General features: G+C 64.7%; 16 protein-coding genes. 14 read left to right on the top strand and 2 right to left on the bottom strand.

Annotated elements, in window-relative coordinates; genetic code table 11:
- Nucleotides 1-4: 4 nt before the first annotated feature.
- Nucleotides 5-892: a LysR family transcriptional regulator gene (locus ACNKU3_RS12625; RefSeq protein ID WP_418259829.1), complete on the bottom strand. Its 888-nt coding sequence runs from the start codon at nucleotides 890-892 to the stop codon at nucleotides 5-7.
- Between the two features lie 96 nt (nucleotides 893-988).
- Between ACNKU3_RS12625 and ACNKU3_RS12630 the strand changes: the two genes are divergently transcribed.
- The 4 genes from ACNKU3_RS12630 to ACNKU3_RS12645 all read left to right on the top strand — a co-directional run bounded on the left by ACNKU3_RS12630 (nucleotide 989) and on the right by ACNKU3_RS12645 (nucleotide 5,237).
- On the top strand, nucleotides 989-2,137 hold the full coding sequence (locus tag ACNKU3_RS12630) for a citrate/2-methylcitrate synthase (RefSeq protein WP_418259830.1): 1,149 nt from the start codon (nucleotides 989-991) through the stop codon (nucleotides 2,135-2,137).
- A gap of 124 nt (nucleotides 2,138-2,261) precedes the next feature.
- Complete coding sequence (locus ACNKU3_RS12635; RefSeq protein ID WP_418259831.1) at nucleotides 2,262-3,206, top strand: HlyD family secretion protein; 945 nt, start codon at nucleotides 2,262-2,264, stop codon at nucleotides 3,204-3,206.
- Nucleotides 3,199-4,134, top strand: coding sequence for an ABC transporter ATP-binding protein (locus tag ACNKU3_RS12640; RefSeq protein WP_418259832.1), 936 nt, complete (start codon nucleotides 3,199-3,201; stop codon nucleotides 4,132-4,134). The genes ACNKU3_RS12635 and ACNKU3_RS12640 overlap by 8 nt, the downstream gene beginning before the upstream one ends.
- Nucleotides 4,131-5,237: an ABC transporter permease gene (locus tag ACNKU3_RS12645; protein WP_418259833.1), complete on the top strand. Its 1,107-nt coding sequence runs from the start codon at nucleotides 4,131-4,133 to the stop codon at nucleotides 5,235-5,237. The genes ACNKU3_RS12640 and ACNKU3_RS12645 overlap by 4 nt, the downstream gene beginning before the upstream one ends.
- Before the next feature lie 432 nt (nucleotides 5,238-5,669).
- Here ACNKU3_RS12645 and ACNKU3_RS12650 read toward each other — a convergent pair whose 3' ends face one another.
- Nucleotides 5,670-6,644 carry a magnesium transporter CorA family protein gene (locus ACNKU3_RS12650; protein ID WP_418259834.1) on the bottom strand — a complete coding sequence of 325 codons (975 nt, stop codon included), beginning with the start codon at nucleotides 6,642-6,644 and terminating at the stop codon, nucleotides 5,670-5,672.
- Between the two features lie 212 nt (nucleotides 6,645-6,856).
- Here ACNKU3_RS12650 and ACNKU3_RS12655 point away from each other — a divergent pair, with 212 nt between their 5' ends.
- From ACNKU3_RS12655 to ACNKU3_RS12700, 10 genes are all read left to right on the top strand, one after another.
- On the top strand, nucleotides 6,857-7,714 hold the full coding sequence (locus tag ACNKU3_RS12655) for a mechanosensitive ion channel family protein (RefSeq protein ID WP_418259835.1): 858 nt from the start codon (nucleotides 6,857-6,859) through the stop codon (nucleotides 7,712-7,714).
- A 26-nt stretch (nucleotides 7,715-7,740) separates the two neighbouring features.
- Nucleotides 7,741-8,169, top strand: a complete 429-nt coding sequence (locus ACNKU3_RS12660; RefSeq protein ID WP_418259836.1) for an ATP-dependent zinc protease — start codon at nucleotides 7,741-7,743, stop codon at nucleotides 8,167-8,169.
- Between the two features lie 31 nt (nucleotides 8,170-8,200).
- Complete coding sequence (gene rimK / locus ACNKU3_RS12665; protein ID WP_418260002.1) at nucleotides 8,201-9,106, top strand: 30S ribosomal protein S6--L-glutamate ligase; 906 nt, start codon at nucleotides 8,201-8,203, stop codon at nucleotides 9,104-9,106.
- 2 nt (nucleotides 9,107-9,108) lie between these two features.
- The gene (locus ACNKU3_RS12670) at nucleotides 9,109-10,182 is read left to right on the top strand and encodes a succinylglutamate desuccinylase/aspartoacylase family protein (protein ID WP_418259837.1); all 1,074 of its coding nucleotides are present in this window, start codon (nucleotides 9,109-9,111) and stop codon (nucleotides 10,180-10,182) included.
- A 26-nt stretch (nucleotides 10,183-10,208) separates the two neighbouring features.
- Nucleotides 10,209-11,444: a mechanosensitive ion channel family protein gene (locus ACNKU3_RS12675; protein WP_418259838.1), complete on the top strand. Its 1,236-nt coding sequence runs from the start codon at nucleotides 10,209-10,211 to the stop codon at nucleotides 11,442-11,444.
- Nucleotides 11,445-11,569: 125 nt separating this feature from the next.
- The gene (locus tag ACNKU3_RS12680) at nucleotides 11,570-13,219 is read left to right on the top strand and encodes a peptide ABC transporter substrate-binding protein (RefSeq protein WP_418259839.1); all 1,650 of its coding nucleotides are present in this window, start codon (nucleotides 11,570-11,572) and stop codon (nucleotides 13,217-13,219) included.
- Between the two features lie 10 nt (nucleotides 13,220-13,229).
- A complete protein-coding gene (locus ACNKU3_RS12685) occupies nucleotides 13,230-14,867 on the top strand; it encodes a peptide ABC transporter substrate-binding protein (RefSeq protein WP_418259840.1) in 1,638 nt (545 codons plus the stop codon).
- A gap of 9 nt (nucleotides 14,868-14,876) precedes the next feature.
- Nucleotides 14,877-15,809, top strand: a complete 933-nt coding sequence (locus ACNKU3_RS12690) for an ABC transporter permease (protein WP_418259841.1) — start codon at nucleotides 14,877-14,879, stop codon at nucleotides 15,807-15,809.
- On the top strand, nucleotides 15,809-16,696 hold the full coding sequence (locus ACNKU3_RS12695) for an ABC transporter permease (protein ID WP_418260003.1): 888 nt from the start codon (nucleotides 15,809-15,811) through the stop codon (nucleotides 16,694-16,696). Before ACNKU3_RS12690 ends, ACNKU3_RS12695 begins: the two co-directional genes overlap by 1 nt.
- Nucleotides 16,696-18,285, top strand: coding sequence for an ABC transporter ATP-binding protein (locus ACNKU3_RS12700; protein WP_418259842.1), 1,590 nt, complete (start codon nucleotides 16,696-16,698; stop codon nucleotides 18,283-18,285). The genes ACNKU3_RS12695 and ACNKU3_RS12700 overlap by 1 nt, the downstream gene beginning before the upstream one ends.
- Nucleotides 18,286-18,294 lie beyond the last annotated feature (9 nt).

Consider the following 18,294-nt stretch of genomic DNA (forward strand, 5'->3'; position numbering starts at 1 on the left):
TACTCTACAAGTTCCAGCGTTCCCCGCAAAGTGAAACGAATCGCGCAGCACTTTCGCTCAACGCCTGGTCGGCGCGGGAGTAGACCCCCACCTGTTTGGAGATCGTGCCGAAGGAGACGTCGTCGATCACCCGGAAGTCCGCGCAATCGGGGTGTTCCAGCAGGACCTGCCGGTCCATGAAGGTCACCCCCATACCCTCGCCAATCAGGTGGATGCGCAGGGACAGGCTGCTCACCTCCCACACCGTGGAAAACTGGTCGCGGATACGCTGGATGGACGGGCGCAGCTCGGGGTTGTCGAGGGCAGAGGTGATCAGCGCGGTCTGCTGCAGGGCCTCCTCCTCGCCGCGCATGATCGCGGCGAACAGGGGGTGGCGGGGCCCGACCACCAGGTGGCGGGTGTCGGAGTACAGCGGCACCGCCCGAAACGCCTGCATGTCCTTCTGGAAGGGCCCGAAGCCCAGCTCCACGGCACCCGACAGCACGGCGTAGATGATATTGCGGGCGGGCATCTCCACCACTTTCATGCGCACGCGCGGGAATTGCCGGCAGTAGTCGACCACCAGGTCGGGGGCGTGGAAGCGGTTGATCGAGGCCGAGAGGGCGAGATTGAGGGTCTCACGGCGGCCGCTGCGCAACTGGGCGATGTCCTCGAGGGTCTGCTGCTCACTGGAGAGCACCTCGAAGGCGTGATCGAAGAGCCGCCGGCCGGCGTCTGTCAGGCGCATCTGCTTGCCGCGCTCGATCAGGCTGAGGCCCAGCTTGGACTCCAGCGCCGCCACCGCCTGGCTCACCGCCGACTGGCTGATATGCAGTGCTTCCGCGGCGCGGCGAAAGCCCCCCTCCTCGATCACCGCGCGAAAAGCCCGCAATTCGCTGTTTTCAAATCTCATATAAGTTTTACCGATCAAGTGATAAGTAAGATTAACCCTGCTGATCGAACGCCCTGAGTATACTGCTAAAAAAACTCACCTTCCGGGAGGACCGCAATGTCTGAAAACAACTCACCCCTCATTTCCTACGACCTCGCCGGCGTCATCGTCGGTGAAACCGCCATCTCCGATGTCCAGGGTGAAGTCGGCCTCCTCAACTACCGCGGTTTTGATATCAATTCGCTGATCGATGTCCCCTTCCTTGAGGTGGCCTGGCTGGTACTGTTCGACGCCTGGCCGAATCCCGAGGAAAAACGCGCGCTGGAAGCGTTCATGTGCCGCCACCAGCAACTCGACAGCGCCGAGCAGGAACTGCTGGGCCGGGTGGCCCGCGACCTGCATCCCATGCTGGTGCTGCAGGGGATCGTACCCCTGCTGGGCCTGCCACAGGAGGACACCCTGGGCCGCGGCCTCGACGCCGAGCAGGGCCTGTTCATCGCCGCCAAGATTTCCGCCCTCATCGCCGCCCACCACCGCCTCGGCAAGGGGCAGCCGATTGTCGCGCCCACCGCGGGCGCCAGCTACCACGCCAACTTCCTGCACATGTTCCACGGCCAGGCCGCGACGCCGGACCAGGTGCGCATGCTCGATGCCGCCCAGGTCCTGCAGATGGAACACAGCTTCAACGCGGGCACCTTTGCCGGAAGGGTCTGCGCCAGCACCCTGGCGCCCATCCAGTCGGTGATATCGGCGTCCATCGGCACACTCTTCGGCAAACTGCACGGCGGCGCCGACCAGGCGGCGCTGGAGATGGCCATGGCGATCGGCGAACCGGAACACGCCGGCGCCTATGTGAAGGAATGCCTGGCCAACAAGGTGAAGATCATGGGTATGGGCCATCGCGAATACCGCACCGTCGACCCGCGGGCCAAAGTGCTCAAGCCGATGGCCATGGCGCTGTGCCGCGAGCCCGAGAGCCGGCGCCTGCTGGATACCCTGGTGGCGGTCGAGGCCGCCTGCCAGGAAGAGTTCGCCAGCCGCGGCAAGGAAATCTGGGCCAACGTGGAATTCTACAAGGGCGCGGTGTTCCACAGCCTGGGTATCCCGACCCACTTTTTCACCGCCATGTTCGCCATGGCGCGGGTCTTCGGCTACATCGCCCACTTCCTCGAGTTCCGCCAGGACAGCCGGTTGATCCGCCCGCGCGCCGCCTACATCGGCCACCCGCCCGGCAGCCGGGAAAAGCTCGCCGCCCAGGCCATCTAGCGGCGCTTTCTGTGCGGTGCTCCGCCCTGGGGCAGCACCCCGGGGGCCGCGGGGCGCCGCAAATTGCATCGCAGCGGGCGAGCGCGTATAAGATGTAGGCCCCCACCGCGGACAAGGACTCGACATGCGGGCTGTTCTCGCAGTTTTACTGATTTGCGCATTCACCGGCTGCGGCGAAGAACCCGCCACCCAGGCACTCGGCACCCTCGAGCGCGACCGCATCATCCTGCGCGCCACCGCGGCCGAAATCATCACCGCCCAGCCAGTGCCAGAAGGCAGTCAGGTCACCGCAGGCACCCTGCTGGTGCAACTGGATGACCGCCAGCAGCGGGCGGTCGTGGCCCGCTCCCGGGCGGACGTGGGGCGCGCCCGGGCGGAGCTCGAGGAACTGCGCAACGGCGCCCGCCCCGAGGAGATCGCCGCCGCCACCGCCCGGGTCTCCGGCGCCCGTGCCTCGCTGGTCCAGGCCGGGGCCCAATACACCCGCACCGTATCCCTGGTAAAGCAGAAACTCGCCGCCCAGGCGGAGCTGGACCAGGCACTGGCCACCCGCGACGAAGCGGAGGCCAACCTGCAATCGGCGCGTGAGGACCTCCTGCGCCTGACCAACGGCACCCGCCAGGAGCAACTCGACGCCGGCGCCGCCGCGCTGCAGGCGGCGGAAGCGCAACTGGCGGTGGAGGAGCACAAACTCTCCGACCTCAGCGTGGTGGCCACCCGCGACGCCTGGCTCGACAGCCTGCCCTGGAACGAGGGCGAACGCGTGACCAGCGGCGCCACCCTGGCAGTGTTGCTGGCCAACTCCCGCCCCTACGCCAGGGTCTACGTTCCCGAACCCTGGCGGGCGCGGGTGAAGATCGGCGACAGCTACCCGGTCCACATCGACGGCGTCGACCAGGCCATCGAAGGCCGCCTGCGCTGGATCGCCACCGAGCCGGCCTTTACCCCCTACTACGCACTCAATGCATCGGACCGCTCGCGCCTGGTCTACCTCGCCGAATTCGACCTCACCTCCGGCGATGACCTGCCCAGCGGCGTGCCCGCCCAGGTACTGCTCGGCGATGAGTGAACCCGCGGTGCGCGCGCGCGGCCTGTCGCGCCGCTTCGGCGAGGTGCTCGCGGTCGACAATATCGACCTCGACATCCCGCACGGGCAGATTTTCGGCTTTCTCGGCCCCAACGGCTCCGGCAAGACCACCACCATCCGCGTGCTCTGCGGGCTACTCACCCCCAGCAGCGGCGAAGTCACCGTGCTCGGCAAACAGATACCGGCGGAGGCCGAGGCGGTGCGCCGCCGCATCGGCTACATGACCCAGAAATTCTCGCTCTACGAGGACCTGAGCATCGAGGAAAACCTCAATTTCGTGGGCAGTATCCAGGGCCTGGGCAGGCGCGCGCGCCACCAGCGCATTGCGGAACTGCTGCAGCAATTTGATCTCGAGGACCTGCGCAAGCGCCGCGCGGACGCCATGAGCGGCGGCCAGCGCCAGCGGCTGGCGCTGGCGGCGGCCACCATCCACCGCCCCGACCTGCTGTTTCTCGACGAGCCGACCTCCGCGGTAGACCCGGAAAACCGCCGGGACTTCTGGGAAAAGCTCTTCGACCTGCTCGACACCGGCACCAGCATCCTGGTCTCCACTCACTACATGGATGAAGCCGAGCGCTGCCACCAGCTCGCCATCCTCGACCGCGGCCGCCTGCGCCTGGAGGGCAGCCCCGCGGAACTGATGGGCGCACTGGACCGGCGGGTCGTGGAGATCGACGGCAGCAACCTGCGCAAGGTCAAGGATACCGCGCTGGCCCTGCCGCAGGTGGAATCCGCGGCGCAACAGGGCCTGCGCCTGCGCGTACTGATGCAAGACGGCGTCGACGACCCCGTCAGCTACCTGCGCAGCGCGCTGGACGGCGCGGCACTGGAAATCCACCCGGCCCGCCCCAGCCTCGAGGATGTCTTCGTCGCCGCGACCCTGTCCGAACCGCCGGAGAAGAAGCCGTGAACAGCCTGCGTCGCATCGGCAGCGTCACCGCCAAGGAATTCAAACACCTCGCCCGCGACCGCCTCACCCTCGGCATGATCGTGATGCTGCCGCTGATCCAGCTGCTGCTGTTCGGTTACGCCATCAACACCATGGTCCGCAACATTCCCATCGCCGTCGTCGATCTCAGCAACAGCGCAGTCGGCCGGGTAATCACCGAGCAGGTCCGGGTGACCCAGGTGGTCGAGATCACCGCCCACTACGCCACCCCCGCCGAGGCCCGCGACGCGATCATCGCCGGCAGGGTCCGCGCGGCACTTGTGTTGCCCGAGGACCTGCCGCACCGCGTCGCCAACGGCACCACCGTCGGCCAGTGGCTGGTCGACGGTTCCGACACCATGGTCGGCAGCGCCCTGCTCGGCCTGCGCCAGATGCCCCTGCACCTGGAAGCAGGCACCCCGGCCGGCGCCTACCAGGCGCAGGCCCCGAGCTTCGAGATCGCCCTGTTCTTCAACCCGGAGCGCCGCTCCCAGGTCAACATCGTCCCGGGCCTCACGGCGGTGATCCTGACCATGACCATGATCCTGTTCACCTCCGTCGCCCTGGTCCGCGAGCGCGAAAAGGGCAACATGGAAATGCTGATCACCACGCCGATTCGCCCGCTGGAACTGATGGTCGGCAAACTGGTGCCCTACATTTTTGTCGGCACGCTGCAAATCTCCATCATCATCGGCCTGGGCTGGACGGTGTTCGATGTGGCCTTCCTCGGCGACTACCTGAACCTCGCGGTCATCACGTTCTCTTTCATCGGCGCCAGCCTGACCCTGGGCCTGCTGATCAGCACCCAGGCGAAAACCCAGATGCAGGCGATGCAGATGACGGTCTTCGTGCTCCTGCCCTCGATCCTGCTCAGCGGTTTCATGTTTCCCTACGATGCGATGCCGGTTGCGGCCCAGTACATCGCCGAGGCCCTGCCCGCCACCCACTTCGTCCGCCTGATCCGCGGTGTCTACCTGCGCGATGCCCAGCTGGGGCAGCTGGCGCCGGATATTCTCTGGCTGCTGGGCTTTACGGCGGTGATGCTGACGGTGGCTACGTTGCGGTTCCAGAAGACGCTGGATTAGGCCTTTTTCAGGTCAGCCCCTGGTCCGGGTTCAGGTTTGGGTGCCACTTCGGGTAGTTTCGAAGCCGGCCTGTTCACGGCACAGCGCCGCCCGAAAAACGCAAAAGCGCCATCCATGGCAGCTCGGCTTCGGCCATCCATGGCCTCAGACGTTTTCGTGCGGCGCTGTGCCGTAAACAGTCCTATTCCGTGCCGCGGACGGGTCCAATGCCCTCGATCATCGGTGCAACAGCCAGGCGACATTGAATCACGCACCGAAGCCGAGGACATAGAGCGCGTTATCCCTCGCCGGGGCGTCCGAGGCCATGGATGGCCGAGGCCGAGCCTGCACATGGATGTGCGCTTTTTGGCGGTCCCGGCGAGGGATAACGCGCTCTACGGCCCGGCCTACGAAGTGCCCGACCAGGACACCGAGATAAACAAACTAGCCAGGCTACAACCACCGAATCCGCCGAAACAGGATTACCAGACCGACTCCCATCACCAGCATCACACTGAGCAGGGCGAAATACGCATAGCGCCACCCCAACTCCGGCATGTACTCGAAGTTCATCCCGTAAATCCCGGCCATAAACGTCAGCGGCACGAAGATCGCGGAGATGATCGTCAGCACCTTCATGGTCTGGTTGAGGTTGTGGGAACTGAGCGAGATGTGGCCATCGACCAGGTCGCCGCAGATCTCGTAGTACATGCTGCAGAGGCTGTAGACCCGTTCACAGCGGTCGTGGAGGTCGCGGCGGAAGTGGAAGCTCTCGTCCTCCCCGGTGCCCAGGAAAGCCGTGCCCTCGGACCAGATGTATTCCGAGAGATCCTTGTGATAGCTGAAAATCCGCCGCAGGCGGCGCAGGCGGGTGCGGAACAGCACCAGTTCCTTCATGTCCTCTTCGGAACGATCGCCCTGCAGGCCGTCCTCGAGGTCGCCCAGGCGCTCCTCGAACTCCAGCAGCCGGTCCAGGTAGCGCCCGCTGGCGTAGTGCAGGAGGCGCAGGGCGAGGTCGCCGGGGCGCGCGAGCAATTCGAGGGACGCGTCGCCGCTCCAGAATTTACCCACACTGACGGATACCCCGCGGTGGACGGTGATCAGGAAGTTGCTGCCGACCCACAGCCCGATCTGCTGGGGTTTCAGTTCGAGGTGCTCGTCGATGCTGGCGATGCCTCGAAACAGGACAAAGGTGCTGTCGTCGAATTCCTCGATCTTCGGCGGGTGGCGGGAACGGAAGCTGTCCTTGATCGCCAGCGGGTCGCAGCCCATGCTCTCCAGCAGTTCCGCGGTGCGCGGCTCGTATTCACCCTCGATGTCCACCCACAACGCGCCGCCGGTGCTGCGCCAGTGGGCCAACAGCTCCAGCCCGCCTTCGGCCAGGGTATTGGTTCCGTTTCCGCTGTCGAGCAGTTTGCAGCGTATCATCGCCCTGTTACTCCCGTGATCAATTCGCAGCCAGTGCGCTAGTATGGCCGAGGTGCCTGCCATGATAATGCAGGCCGGCGCAGGGGGTACAACCCGCGAAGGCGATGTTTGGCATTCCCCGGGGCCGCAGATTGCGGAATAATCCAGCCCATCAGGGCACAGCGCAGTGCGCCAACCAGGAACAGACCCGGCAGCGGAGGGCAGGGGGCAAAATGGAAGAGATGCACAAACTGCTGAATACGCCGCTGGTCTCGATGGGCGACAACCCGATCACCATCGGGCAGGCCCTGTCGGTGCTGGTTTTCGCCCTGGTCGGTGGCCTGTTTGTCTTCTGGAGTACCCGTTTCCTGCGCCGCCACCTGCACTCGCGGACCCTGAACGCCGACGTGGTACAGATCATCACCCGCGCCTGGCTGATCGTCGGGCTGGTGATACTGGTATTCATGGTGCTGGATATCCTGCGGGTACCCCTCGGGGCCTTCGCCTTTATTTCCGGCGCCGTCGCCATCGGCGTCGGTTTTGGCGCCCAGAACATCATCAACAATTTCATCAGCGGCTGGATACTGATGTGGGAGCGGCCGATCAAGATCGGCGACTTCCTCGAACTCGGCGAGATGCGCGGCACGGTGGAAGCCATCAATACCCGCTCCACCCGCATTCGCCGGGTCGATGGCGTGCACCTGCTGGTTCCCAACAGCCAGTTGCTCGAGAACACGGTGACCAACTGGACGCTGGTGGACCGGCTGGTGAGGACCTCCGTGGTGGTGGGAGTCGCCTACGGCTCCGACGTGGAGCTGACCCGCAAGCTGCTCCTGCAGGTGGCGGAGGAAAACCCGAACGTGCTGAAAGAGCCCGCCTTCCAGGTGTTCTTCGAGGACTTCGGCGACAGCGCCCTGGTATTCGAGCTGCAATTCTGGATTCACTCGGCGGCGGAGCGCGGCCTGCGCACGATTCGCAGCGACCTGCGCTTCCGCATCGACGCGCTGTTCCGCGAGCACCAGGTGGTCATCGCCTTTCCCCAGCGCGACGTACACATCGACGGCGAGGTACGCATTCGTTCCTCGGACTGAACCCACTGCAAACTGGAATCTTCAGCATGGCAGAAAAGCAGCAACTGGGCTGGCGCGAATGGGTCGCCTTCCCGGACCTCAAGCTTCCCCGGATCAAGGCCAAGGTGGACACCGGTGCCCGCACCAGCGCCCTGCACGCCTTTTTCACCGAACCCTTCGAGCGCGACGGCGCCCCCTGGGTGCGCTTCGGCGTCCACCCCCAGCAGAAAGACATCAGCGAGGTGGTGGAGTGCGAGGCCCCGGTGCTGGAACAGCGCGTGGTGCGCGATTCCGGCGGCCATGAAGAGCTGCGCTATGTCATCGAGACGACGCTTGCCATAGGTGGCAGTACCCGGCGGGTCGAGGTTACACTCACCGACCGCGACAGTATGAAGTTCCGCGTCCTTATCGGCCGCACCGCGATGCGCGGCCGCTACCTCGTCGATCCGGGCAGGTCCTACCTGTCCGGTGACTAAAATCCCAAAGCTCCAGGAGTCTGGCGTGATTATGAAAATCGGCATCCTGTCCCGCAACAGGAAGCTTTACAGCACCCGCCGCCTGATCGAGGCCGCCACCGAGCGCGGCCACGAAGTGCGCGTGTTGGACACATTGAAATGCATCATGGATATCAACTCGTCGGACCCCGGCATCTACTACAAGGGCGAGAAACTCGAGGGCTTCGACGCGGTGATCCCCCGCATCGGGGCGTCGATCACCGATTACGGCACGGCGGTCATCCGCCAGTTTGAAATGATGGGCGTCTACTGCCTGACGGAATCCATCCCGCTGGGGCGCTCCCGGGACAAGCTGCGCGCCCTGCAGCTGCTTTCGCGCAAGGGCATCGGCATGCCCACCACCGGTTTCGCCCACGACGTGGAAAACGGCCGCGAACTGATCAAGCGCCTGGGTGGCGCCCCCGTGGTTCTCAAGCTGCTGCGCGGCACCCAGGGCCGCGGCGTGGTGCTGGCGGAGACCATCAAGGCGGCGGAGTCGGTGATCGATGCCTTTACCGAGCTCGGCGCGGACTTCCTGGTACAGGAATTCATCAAGGAGGCGGGCGGCTCCGACATCCGCGCCTTCGTCATCGGCCGCCGGGTGGTGGCAGCCATGGAGCGCTCCGCAGCGGAGGGCGAGTTCCGCTCCAACCTGCACCGCGGCGGCACGGCCAGGGTGGTCAAGCTGACCCCCGAGGAACGGAGCACTGCAGTGAAGGCGGCCCAAACCATGGGCCTGCACGTCGCCGGCGTCGACCTGCTGCGCTCCTCTCGCGGGCCGCTGATCATGGAAGTGAACTCCTCGCCCGGGCTGGGCGGAATCGAGGCTGCCACCAGCAAGGATATCGCGGCGAAAATCATCACCTACGTGGAAGACCACGCCCGCCCGGCCCACGGCAGCCGCAAGACCCGGGGCTGAGCATGAAGGGCAAGGGGGCTGACCTGGAGATTGGCGGACGGATAATCACCCCGGGCGAACGCACCACCGTGGATATCCCGGTCGCCCCCATGTACACCCACGACGACCTGTCGATTTCCGCGCAGGTGGTGCGCGGCAAGCGCGCGGGCCCGGTGCTGTTCATCAGCGCCGCGGTCCACGGCGACGAGATCAACGGGGTGGAGATCATCCGCCGCCTGCTGCGCCACAAGGCCCTCAACGGCATGCGCGGCACCCTGATCGCCATTCCCATCGTCAACGTCTACGGCTTTCTCAACCACGCCCGCTACCTGCCGGACGGGCGCGACCTCAACCGCTCCTTCCCCGGATCGGAAAAAGGACCGCTGGCCAGCCGGGTGGCGCACACCTTCCAGCGGGAAATCGTGCGCAAATCCACCCACGGCATCGACCTGCATACCGGCGCCCGCCATCGCAGCAACTTCCCGCAGATCCGCGCCAACCTCGACGATCCCCGGGCGCTGGCGATGACCGAGGCCTTCGGCGTACCGCTGGCGATCAACGCCGCCCTGCGCGACGGCTCCCTGCGCGCCTGCGCCGACGAGGCCGACGTGCCGATCGTCCTCTACGAGGCGGGAGAGGCGCTGCGCTTCGAGGAGCTGCATATCCGGGCCGGCGTACGCGGCTGTATCAATGTCATGCGCCACATCGGCATGCTGCGCGAGAGCCGCAGCCGCAAGTCACTGCCAAAGCCGATTATCAGCGAACAGACCGCCTGGGTGCGGGCGCCGGAGAGCGGCGTCCTGCGCACCCTGGTGCCACTGGGTGCGAAAGTCAGCAAGGGACAGGTCCTGGCCCTGGTGGCGGACCCCCTGGGCACCATGGAAACCGAAATCACCGCGCCGGAATCCGGTATGGTCATCGGCCGCACCAACCTGCCGCTGGTCTACCAGGGCGACGCCATATTCCATCTCGCCTACTACGGCCGCCGGGTCGGCCGAGTGGAAAAACACGTGGAGCAATTCCAGGAGGAGTTCGGCAACGGCAACGACCCTGACGGCGATGCCGCTGGCGGCTTTGAAGAGCCCGCCATCGCCTGATTTACCCGACGACAAGAACGAGAACCATGCTGCAAGAACTGACCCAGACATTCCCGGCCCTGTCCGAGCTATTGACCCTCTCGGCCCTGTTCCTCGCCGCCCTGCTGGCCTACTGGCTCACCCGGCAGTTGCTGGTGCGCGCCGCGCGCAGCATGGCGCTGCGCTCGGCAGTGACCTGGGACGACGCCCTGGTGGCGCACCGGGTCCCCGGGCGGCTGGCACAGATGGTGCCGGCGCTCATCATCTACGCCGGGATCGACCTGCTGCCCCAGGTCCACGACACCCTGGAGCGCATTGTCCTCAACCTCACCGGCGCCTATATGGTGGTGATCGCCACCCTCACCCTTAGCGCTGTGCTGCAGGCGGCCAACACCATCTACGAGGCAACCCCCGGCGCCCGCCAGCGACCGATCAAGGGCTTTCTGCAGCTGGTCCAGCTGCTGTTGTGGATTATCGCCGGTATCCTGGTCATCTCGGTGCTGATCGACCGCTCGCCGATCATCCTGCTCTCCGGTTTCGGCGCTGCCACCGCGGTACTGATGCTGATCTTCAAGGACACGATTCTCTCCCTGGTCGCCAGCGTCCAGCTCAACGCCCAGGACATGATCCATGTGGGCGACTGGATCGAGGCCCCCGCCTTCGGCGCCGACGGCGATGTCATCGACGTGCAACTGCACACCGTCAAGGTGCAGAACTGGGACAAGACCATCACCACCATCCCCACCCATCGGTTGATTTCCGACCCCTTCAAGAACTGGCGCGGTATGTCCGAGTCCGGCGGCCGGCGGATCAAGCGCAGCCTCTACATCGATGCCGGCACCCTGCGTTTCCTCTCCCCGGAAGAAATCTCCCGCGCCGGGCGGGTCGCGCTGCTGCAGGACTACCTGGCCGGCAAGCAGCGGGAGCTGGCGGAATACAATGCGGGCCTTGCGGATCGCCAGGTCGTGGGCGAGATCAACATGCGCCGGCTGACCAATATCGGCACCTTTCGCGCCTATATCTACCACTACCTCAAGCACCACCCGCGCATCCGCCAGGACATGACCCTGATCGTGCGCCAGCTGCAGGCGGGCGCCGAGGGTATTCCCATCGAGATCTACTGCTTTACCGACACCACCGCCTGGAATGAGTACGAGGGCATCCAGTCGGACATCTTCGACCACCTTTTTGCAGTGGTCGGGGAATTCGGGCTGGAACTCTACCAGCACCCCTCGGGGCGGGACTTCGCGCGCTGGGGCGGGGAGGCCAGGGGCCCGGGCTGAGCCGGACCCGCCGGGCGTATCCCGGGTCAGTTGGCACGAATCGTGAGTGTATTTTGAGGGGTCGGCAGTCTCACTCGTCTATCACTATACTGTTTTGCAAACACAACAAATCCGGACCCCGATTCATGCCCTTTTTGCACCGTGCCCTGCTCGCAGTCCTGCTTTCCACCCTCGTCGCCTGCACCGGCGGTGAAACCAACGTAGAAAAGGGTAACCGCGAGGGAATCCTCCACTACGGCAACGGCTCCGAGCCCCAGGGCCTCGACCCCCACGTGGTGACAGGCGTGCCGGAAAACCATATCGTGCGGGCCATTTTCGAGGGCCTGGCGGTGAAGAACCCCTGGACCCTGGAACCGGAGCCCGGGGTGGCCGAAAGCTGGGATATCTCCGACGACGGCCTCGTCTATACCTTCCATATCAACCCCGAGGCGCGCTGGTCCAACGGCGAGTCGATGAGCGCCGAGGACTACGTCTGGTCCTGGCAGCGGGCGCTCAACCCGGCGATGGGCAACCAGTATTCCTACATGCTCTACCCGCTGGTCAACGCCGAAAAATTCGCCAAGGGCGAGATCAAGGACTTCAGCGAAGTCGGGGTCAAGGCCCTCGACAGGCTCACCCTGCAGGTCACCCTGAACGCGCGCACACCCTACTTCCTGCAGCTGATGGACCACTACAGCACCTTCGCCGTGCACCGCGCCACCATCGAGAAGTTCGGCGCGGCCACCGACCGCTATACCCCCTGGACCCGGGTGGAGAACATCGTCAGCAACGGCGCCTTCAGGCTCAAGGAATGGCAGCTCAACCGGCGTATCGAGGTGGAGAAAAGCGATACCTACTGGGATCGCGACAAGGTCAAGCTGAACGGCATCGTCTACTATCCCACCGAAAACGTGGTCAGCGAGGAGCGCATGTTCCGCGTCGGCCAGTTGCACTATTCCCAGACCGTGCCGCTGGACAAGATCCCCGTGTACGAGGACATGCCGGACACGCCTTTCGTCCAGGCACCCTACCTGGGCACCTATTTTTACCTGCTGAATACCAACCGCAAGCCGATGGACGACGTGCGCGTGCGCTGGGCGCTGTCGCTGGCGGTGGACCGGGTGACCCTGACCAACACGGTGCTGAAAAAGTCGCGGATTCCAGCCTATACCATTACCCCGCCCGGCACCCTCGGCTACCAGCCGCCAATCCTGTTCCAGTACGACCCCGAGAAGGCCCGCAAGCTGCTCGCCGAAGCGGGCTATCCCAACGGCGACGGCTTTCCGCCGGTGGAGGTCACTTACAACACCTCCGAGGACCACCGCAAGATCGCCGTGGCCCTGCAGCAGATGTGGAAAAAGGAACTCAACATCGAGATCACCCTGGCCAACCAGGAGTGGAAGGTCTACCTCGACACCGTGGACACCATGAACTTCCAGATGGCCCGCCGCGCCTGGATCGGCGACTACGTGGACCCGACCTCCTTCCTCGACATGTACATCACCGGCGGCGGCAACAACAACACCGGCTTTGCCGATCCGGTCTACGACGACATGATCCTGCGCGAGGCACCGCGGGCCGCCACCAAGGAGGAGCGCTTCCAGATCTTCTACGATGCGGAAAAGCGCCTGATGGAGCAGATGCCGATCCTGCCGATCTACACCTATACCAGCAATCACCTGATCCACCCCAGCGTCAAGGACATGCCGTCCAACCTGATGGATTCGATGAACTTCAAGTACGTGTGGCTTGATCCCGACTGGGACAGGGAGCAGCCGGCGGCGAAGGAGCACTGAGATCATTCCCGTGCCCAGAGCCCTGCACTGCGCGCTGCTGTCCACCCTGTTGCTGGCGGCCTGCGGGCAGGGTGAACCCAACGTCGCCAGCGGCAATCGCGAAGGTATCCTGCACTTCGCGATCGGGGCCGAGCCGCAGTCGCTCGACCCCCACGTGCTGACCGCGGACTCGGACTCCAAGATCGCCCGGGCGCTCTACGAAACCCTGATCACCCTCAACCCGGAAACCCTCGCGGTGGAACCGGGCGGCGCGCAAGGCTGGGATATCTCCCCCGACGGCAAAACCTACACCTTCCACCTCAATCCCCGGGCGCGCTGGTCGGACGGCGACCCGATCACCGCCCAGGACTGGCTCTGGTCCTTCCGCCGCTCGCTGCACCCGGACATGGGCAACCAGGTTGCCTACACGCTCTACCCGATCACCGGCGCGGAGGACTTTGCCCAGGGCAACACCGACTTCAGCGCGGTAGGCATCAAGGCGATTGATGACTACGCCCTGCAAATGACGCTGATCAATCCGACGCCCAACTTCATGCGGGTGCTCTCCAACAACCCGAACTATCCGGTGCAACGCAAGACCATCGAGCGCTTCGGCAAAGTCACCGACCGCTACACCGGCTGGACCCGCCCCGGCAACCTGGTCGGCAACGGGGCCTTCACCCTCGAAGACTGGCGCATGGGCCGTTCGGTGGTGGTGCGCAAGAACCCCTATTACTGGGACGCGGACCACGTCGCCCTCAATGGCATCGTCTTCCATACGGTGGAAAACCGCTCCGCGGAAGAGAAAATGTTCCGCGTCGGCCAGCTGCACTACACCGACAACGTGGTGCTGGCGAAGATTCCCTGGTATCGCGAGCAACCCGACTCGCCCTACCAGCAGGCGCCGCAGATGGGCAGCTATTTCCTGATGTTCAATACCGGGCGCTTTCCACTGGACGACACCAGGGTTCGGCAGGCGCTGGCGAAATCGATCGATCGCAAGTCGCTGATCGACACGCTGCTGCTGGGCACCGCCATTCCCAGCCCGGCGCTGGTGCCGCCCGACGTCGCCGAGGGCTACACCCCCCCGGACCTGCTCGATTACGACCCGGTGCAGGCGCGGCAACTGCTGGCGGACGCGGGTTATCCCGGCGGCCGCAACTGGCCGAAGGTGGAGCTGCTCTACAACACTTCCGAGGACCACCGCAAAATCGCCGTGGCGCTGCAGCAGATGTGGAAGCAGGTGCTCGGTATCAAGGTGACCCTCACCAACCAGGAATGGCAGGTATTCCTCAATACCGTGGATGTCGGTAACTACCAGATCGCCCGACTGGGCTGGATCGGCGGCACCGCCGACCCGACCGACATGCTGGAGATCTACACCAGTGACAACCTGATGAACATGACTGGCTTCTCCGACTCCCGTTATGATGACATATTGCTCAAACAGGCCCCCGCAACCATCGACCAGGCCGAGCGCATGGAACTGCTGCGGGAAGCGGAGACCATTCTGATGCAACAGGTGCCGGTACTCCCGCTGTATGCCTACACCAGCAAGCATCTCGTGCAGCCCAGCGTGAGCGGCATGCCCGCCAACAAGCTGGATATCCCCAATTTCAAATACGTCCGACTGGATCCCGATGCGCCAGTCTGGAAAGCGGAGGACTGACCCGAAACCATGTGGCGATTCATCTCTTACCGGCTGCTACAGGCAGTCCCGGTTATCCTGGCGGTCATCACGGTGACCTTCTTCCTGGTGCGGGTGGCCCCCGGCGGGCCCTTCGCCAGCGAAAAGGCCGTGCTGCCGGAGGTCAAAAAAGCGCTCGAGGCTCAATACAACCTCGATAAACCCATGTTCGAGCAGTACATGATCTACCTCGGCGACCTCGCCCACGGCGATCTCGGGCCCTCCTTCAAGTACCCCGGGCGCAGCGTCAACGAACTGATCGCCGCCGGCCTGCCGGTGACCGCGGAGCTCGGCCTGTATGCACTGCTGGTGGCGGTGATCATCGGCGGCCTCGCCGGGGTGATCGCGGCGCTGAAACCCAACACCGCCCAGGACTACATCCCCATGTCCGCGGCGATGATCGGCATCTGCCTGCCCTCCTTCCTGCTGGGGCCGCTGCTGGTGCTGGTCTTCGGCATCCACCTGGACTGGCTGCCGGTGTCCGGCTGGGGCGACATCCCCGGCGACAAGATCCTGCCGGCGATCACCCTGGGCTCCACCTATGCCGCCTACATCGCCCGCCTGTCCCGGGCCGGCATGCTGGAGGTAATGTCCCAGGACTACATCCGCACCGCCCGCGCCAAGGGCCTGCCGGAGTGGCAGGTGGTGATCAAGCACGGCCTGCGTGGCGGCCTCATTCCAGTCGTCGCCTTCCTCGGCCCGGCCTTCGCCGGCCTGCTCGCCGGTTCCTTCGTGGTGGAAACCATCTTCCAGATTCCCGGCCTCGGCCGTTTCTACGTGCAGGCCGCGTTTAACCGCGACTACACCATGATCCTCGGTACCACGGTGTTCCTGTCCACCCTGATCGTGCTGTTCAACCTCCTGTCGGACATTCTCGCCGCCTGGATGAACCCGCGCCTGCGCGCCCAGTTCGGAGAAAAATGATGGTTTCTGAAGTCATAACCGATATCACCGAGGCGGAACAGGGCACCTCCCTGTGGAAAGACGCCTGGCTGCGCCTGCGCAAGAACCACCTGGCCCTGGTGGGCCTCGTCGTGCTGGTATTCATGATCGTGATCGCGCTGCTGACCCCGTGGATCGCGCCCTATTCCTACGAGACCCAGAACCTGGAGCTGGGGGCCTCGGCACCCTCGGCGCAGCACTGGCTGGGCACGGACATCTTCGGCCGCGACCTGCTGACCCAGATCATGTACGGCGGCCGCATCTCCCTCGCCGTCGGTTTCGTCGCCACCTCGGTGGCGCTGGTGATCGGCGTCACCTGGGGCGCCATCGCCGGCTATGTCGGCGGCCGCACCGACGCCATCATGATGCGCCTGGTGGACATCATGTACGCCCTGCCCTTCATGATCTTCATCGTGCTGCTGATGGTGGTCTTCGGTCGCAACATGCTGCTGCTGTTCCTCGCCATCGGCGCGGTGGAGTGGCTGACCATGGCGCGGATCATGCGCAGCCAGGTGCAGACCCTGCGCCAGCAGGAGTTCGTCGAGGCGGCGATCTCCCTGGGCCTGTCGCCGGGCACCATCATCCGCCGCCACCTGATTCCCAACGCCCTGGGGCCGATCATCGTCTACACCACCCTGACCATCCCCTCGGTGATGCTGCTGGAGGCCTTCCTGAGCTTCCTCGGCCTCGGGGTGCAGCCGCCGAAAACCTCCTGGGGCCTGCTGATCTCCTACGGCGCAGAAACCATGGAGGAATTCCCCTGGCTGCTGATCTTCCCCGGCCTGGCCCTCAGCATCACCCTGTTCTGCCTCAATTTCCTCGGCGACGGCCTGCGTGACGCCCTCGACGTACGGAGGTCCAAAGACTGATGTCACTACTCGACGTACAAAACCTGCAGGTCAGCTTCGTCTCCCGCCTGGGAACGACCAGGGCCGTGGATGATATCTCTTTCACCGTGGAAACCGGCAAGATCACCGCGATCATCGGCGAGTCCGGCTCCGGCAAGTCGGTGGCCTGCTACTCCCTGCTCGGGCTGATCCCGCAACCCCCCGGCCGCATCGACGGCGGCCAGGCCCTGTTCGAGGGACGCGACCTGCTGCAGATGAGCGAGGCGCAGCTGCGCGAGATCCGCGGCCGCGATATCGCCATGATCTTCCAGGACCCGATGACCTGCCTCAACCCCTTCATGACCATCGGCAAGCAGCTGGTGGAACCGCTGATGTACCACAAGAAGGTGAGCAAGGCCGAGGCGAAGAAGCGCGCCGTGGAGCTGCTTGCCGAGGTGGGCATCCGCGACCCGGAATCCACCTTCGACAACTTCCCCCACCAGTTCTCCGGCGGCATGCGCCAGCGGGTGATGATCGCCATGGCGCTGATCAACGAGCCCAAGCTGCTGATCGCCGACGAGCCGACCACCGCGCTGGACGTGACCATCCAGGCGCAGATCCTGAAGCTGATCGCCGACCTGCAGAAAAACCGCGATATAGGCGTGATCTTCATCTCCCACGACCTGGCGGTGGTCGCCGACATCGCCGACCAGATCGTGGTGATGCAGCAGGGCAAGATCGTCGAGGGCGGCAGCAGCGACAAGATCTTCCACCACGCCGAACACCCTTACACCCAGAAGCTCCTGTCGGCGATTCCCGCGGGCAGCAAGGAGGGGCCGGTCGCCCACCCCGAACCGCTGATCCAGGTGCGCAACCTGTGCACCTGGTTCGAACAGGGCAAGCACAAGGAGCCGGTCAAGGCGGTCAACGACGTCAGCTTCGACATCAACCGCGGGGAGATCCTCGGGCTGGTGGGCGAATCCGGTTCCGGCAAGTCGACCATCGGCCGCTCGATCCTGCGCCTGGTGCCGGTGACCTCGGGGCAGGCGATGTTCGACGGCACCGACCTCACCCGGCTGGAAGGCTCGGACCTGAAGAAGATGCGCCGGCGCATGCAGATGATCTTCCAGGATCCCTTCGCCTCCCTGAACCCGCGGATGACCGTGTTCGATACCCTGGCCGAACCGCTGCTGCTGCACGGTATCGAGAACAAGAAGACTGTCGCCAGCGGCGTGCTCAAGCTGATGGACGATGTCGGCCTGGCCCGCGCCTTCGTGCGCAAGTACCCACACGAGTTCTCCGGCGGCCAGCGCCAGCGTATCGCCATTGGCCGCGCCCTGGCCACGCGGCCCGAGTTCATCGTCGCCGATGAACCGGTCTCCGCACTCGACGTGACCATCCAGGCGCAGATCCTCGACCTGATGCTGGATCTCGGCAAGGAGTACGGCCTGACCATGCTCTTCGTCTCCCATGACCTTGCCGTGGTGCGCCACCTCGCGGACCGCATCCTGGTGCTCTACAAGGGCCAGGTGGTGGAACAGGGCACCGGTGTCGAACTGTTCGACAACCCCCAGGAGGACTATACCCGCAGCCTGCTGGAGGCCATTCCGGGCCGGACGCTGCTGGCCTGAACCGGGGCC

The organism is Haliea sp. E17 (assembly GCF_048323675.1).
Taxonomy (GTDB): Bacteria; Pseudomonadota; Gammaproteobacteria; order Pseudomonadales; family Halieaceae; genus Mangrovimicrobium.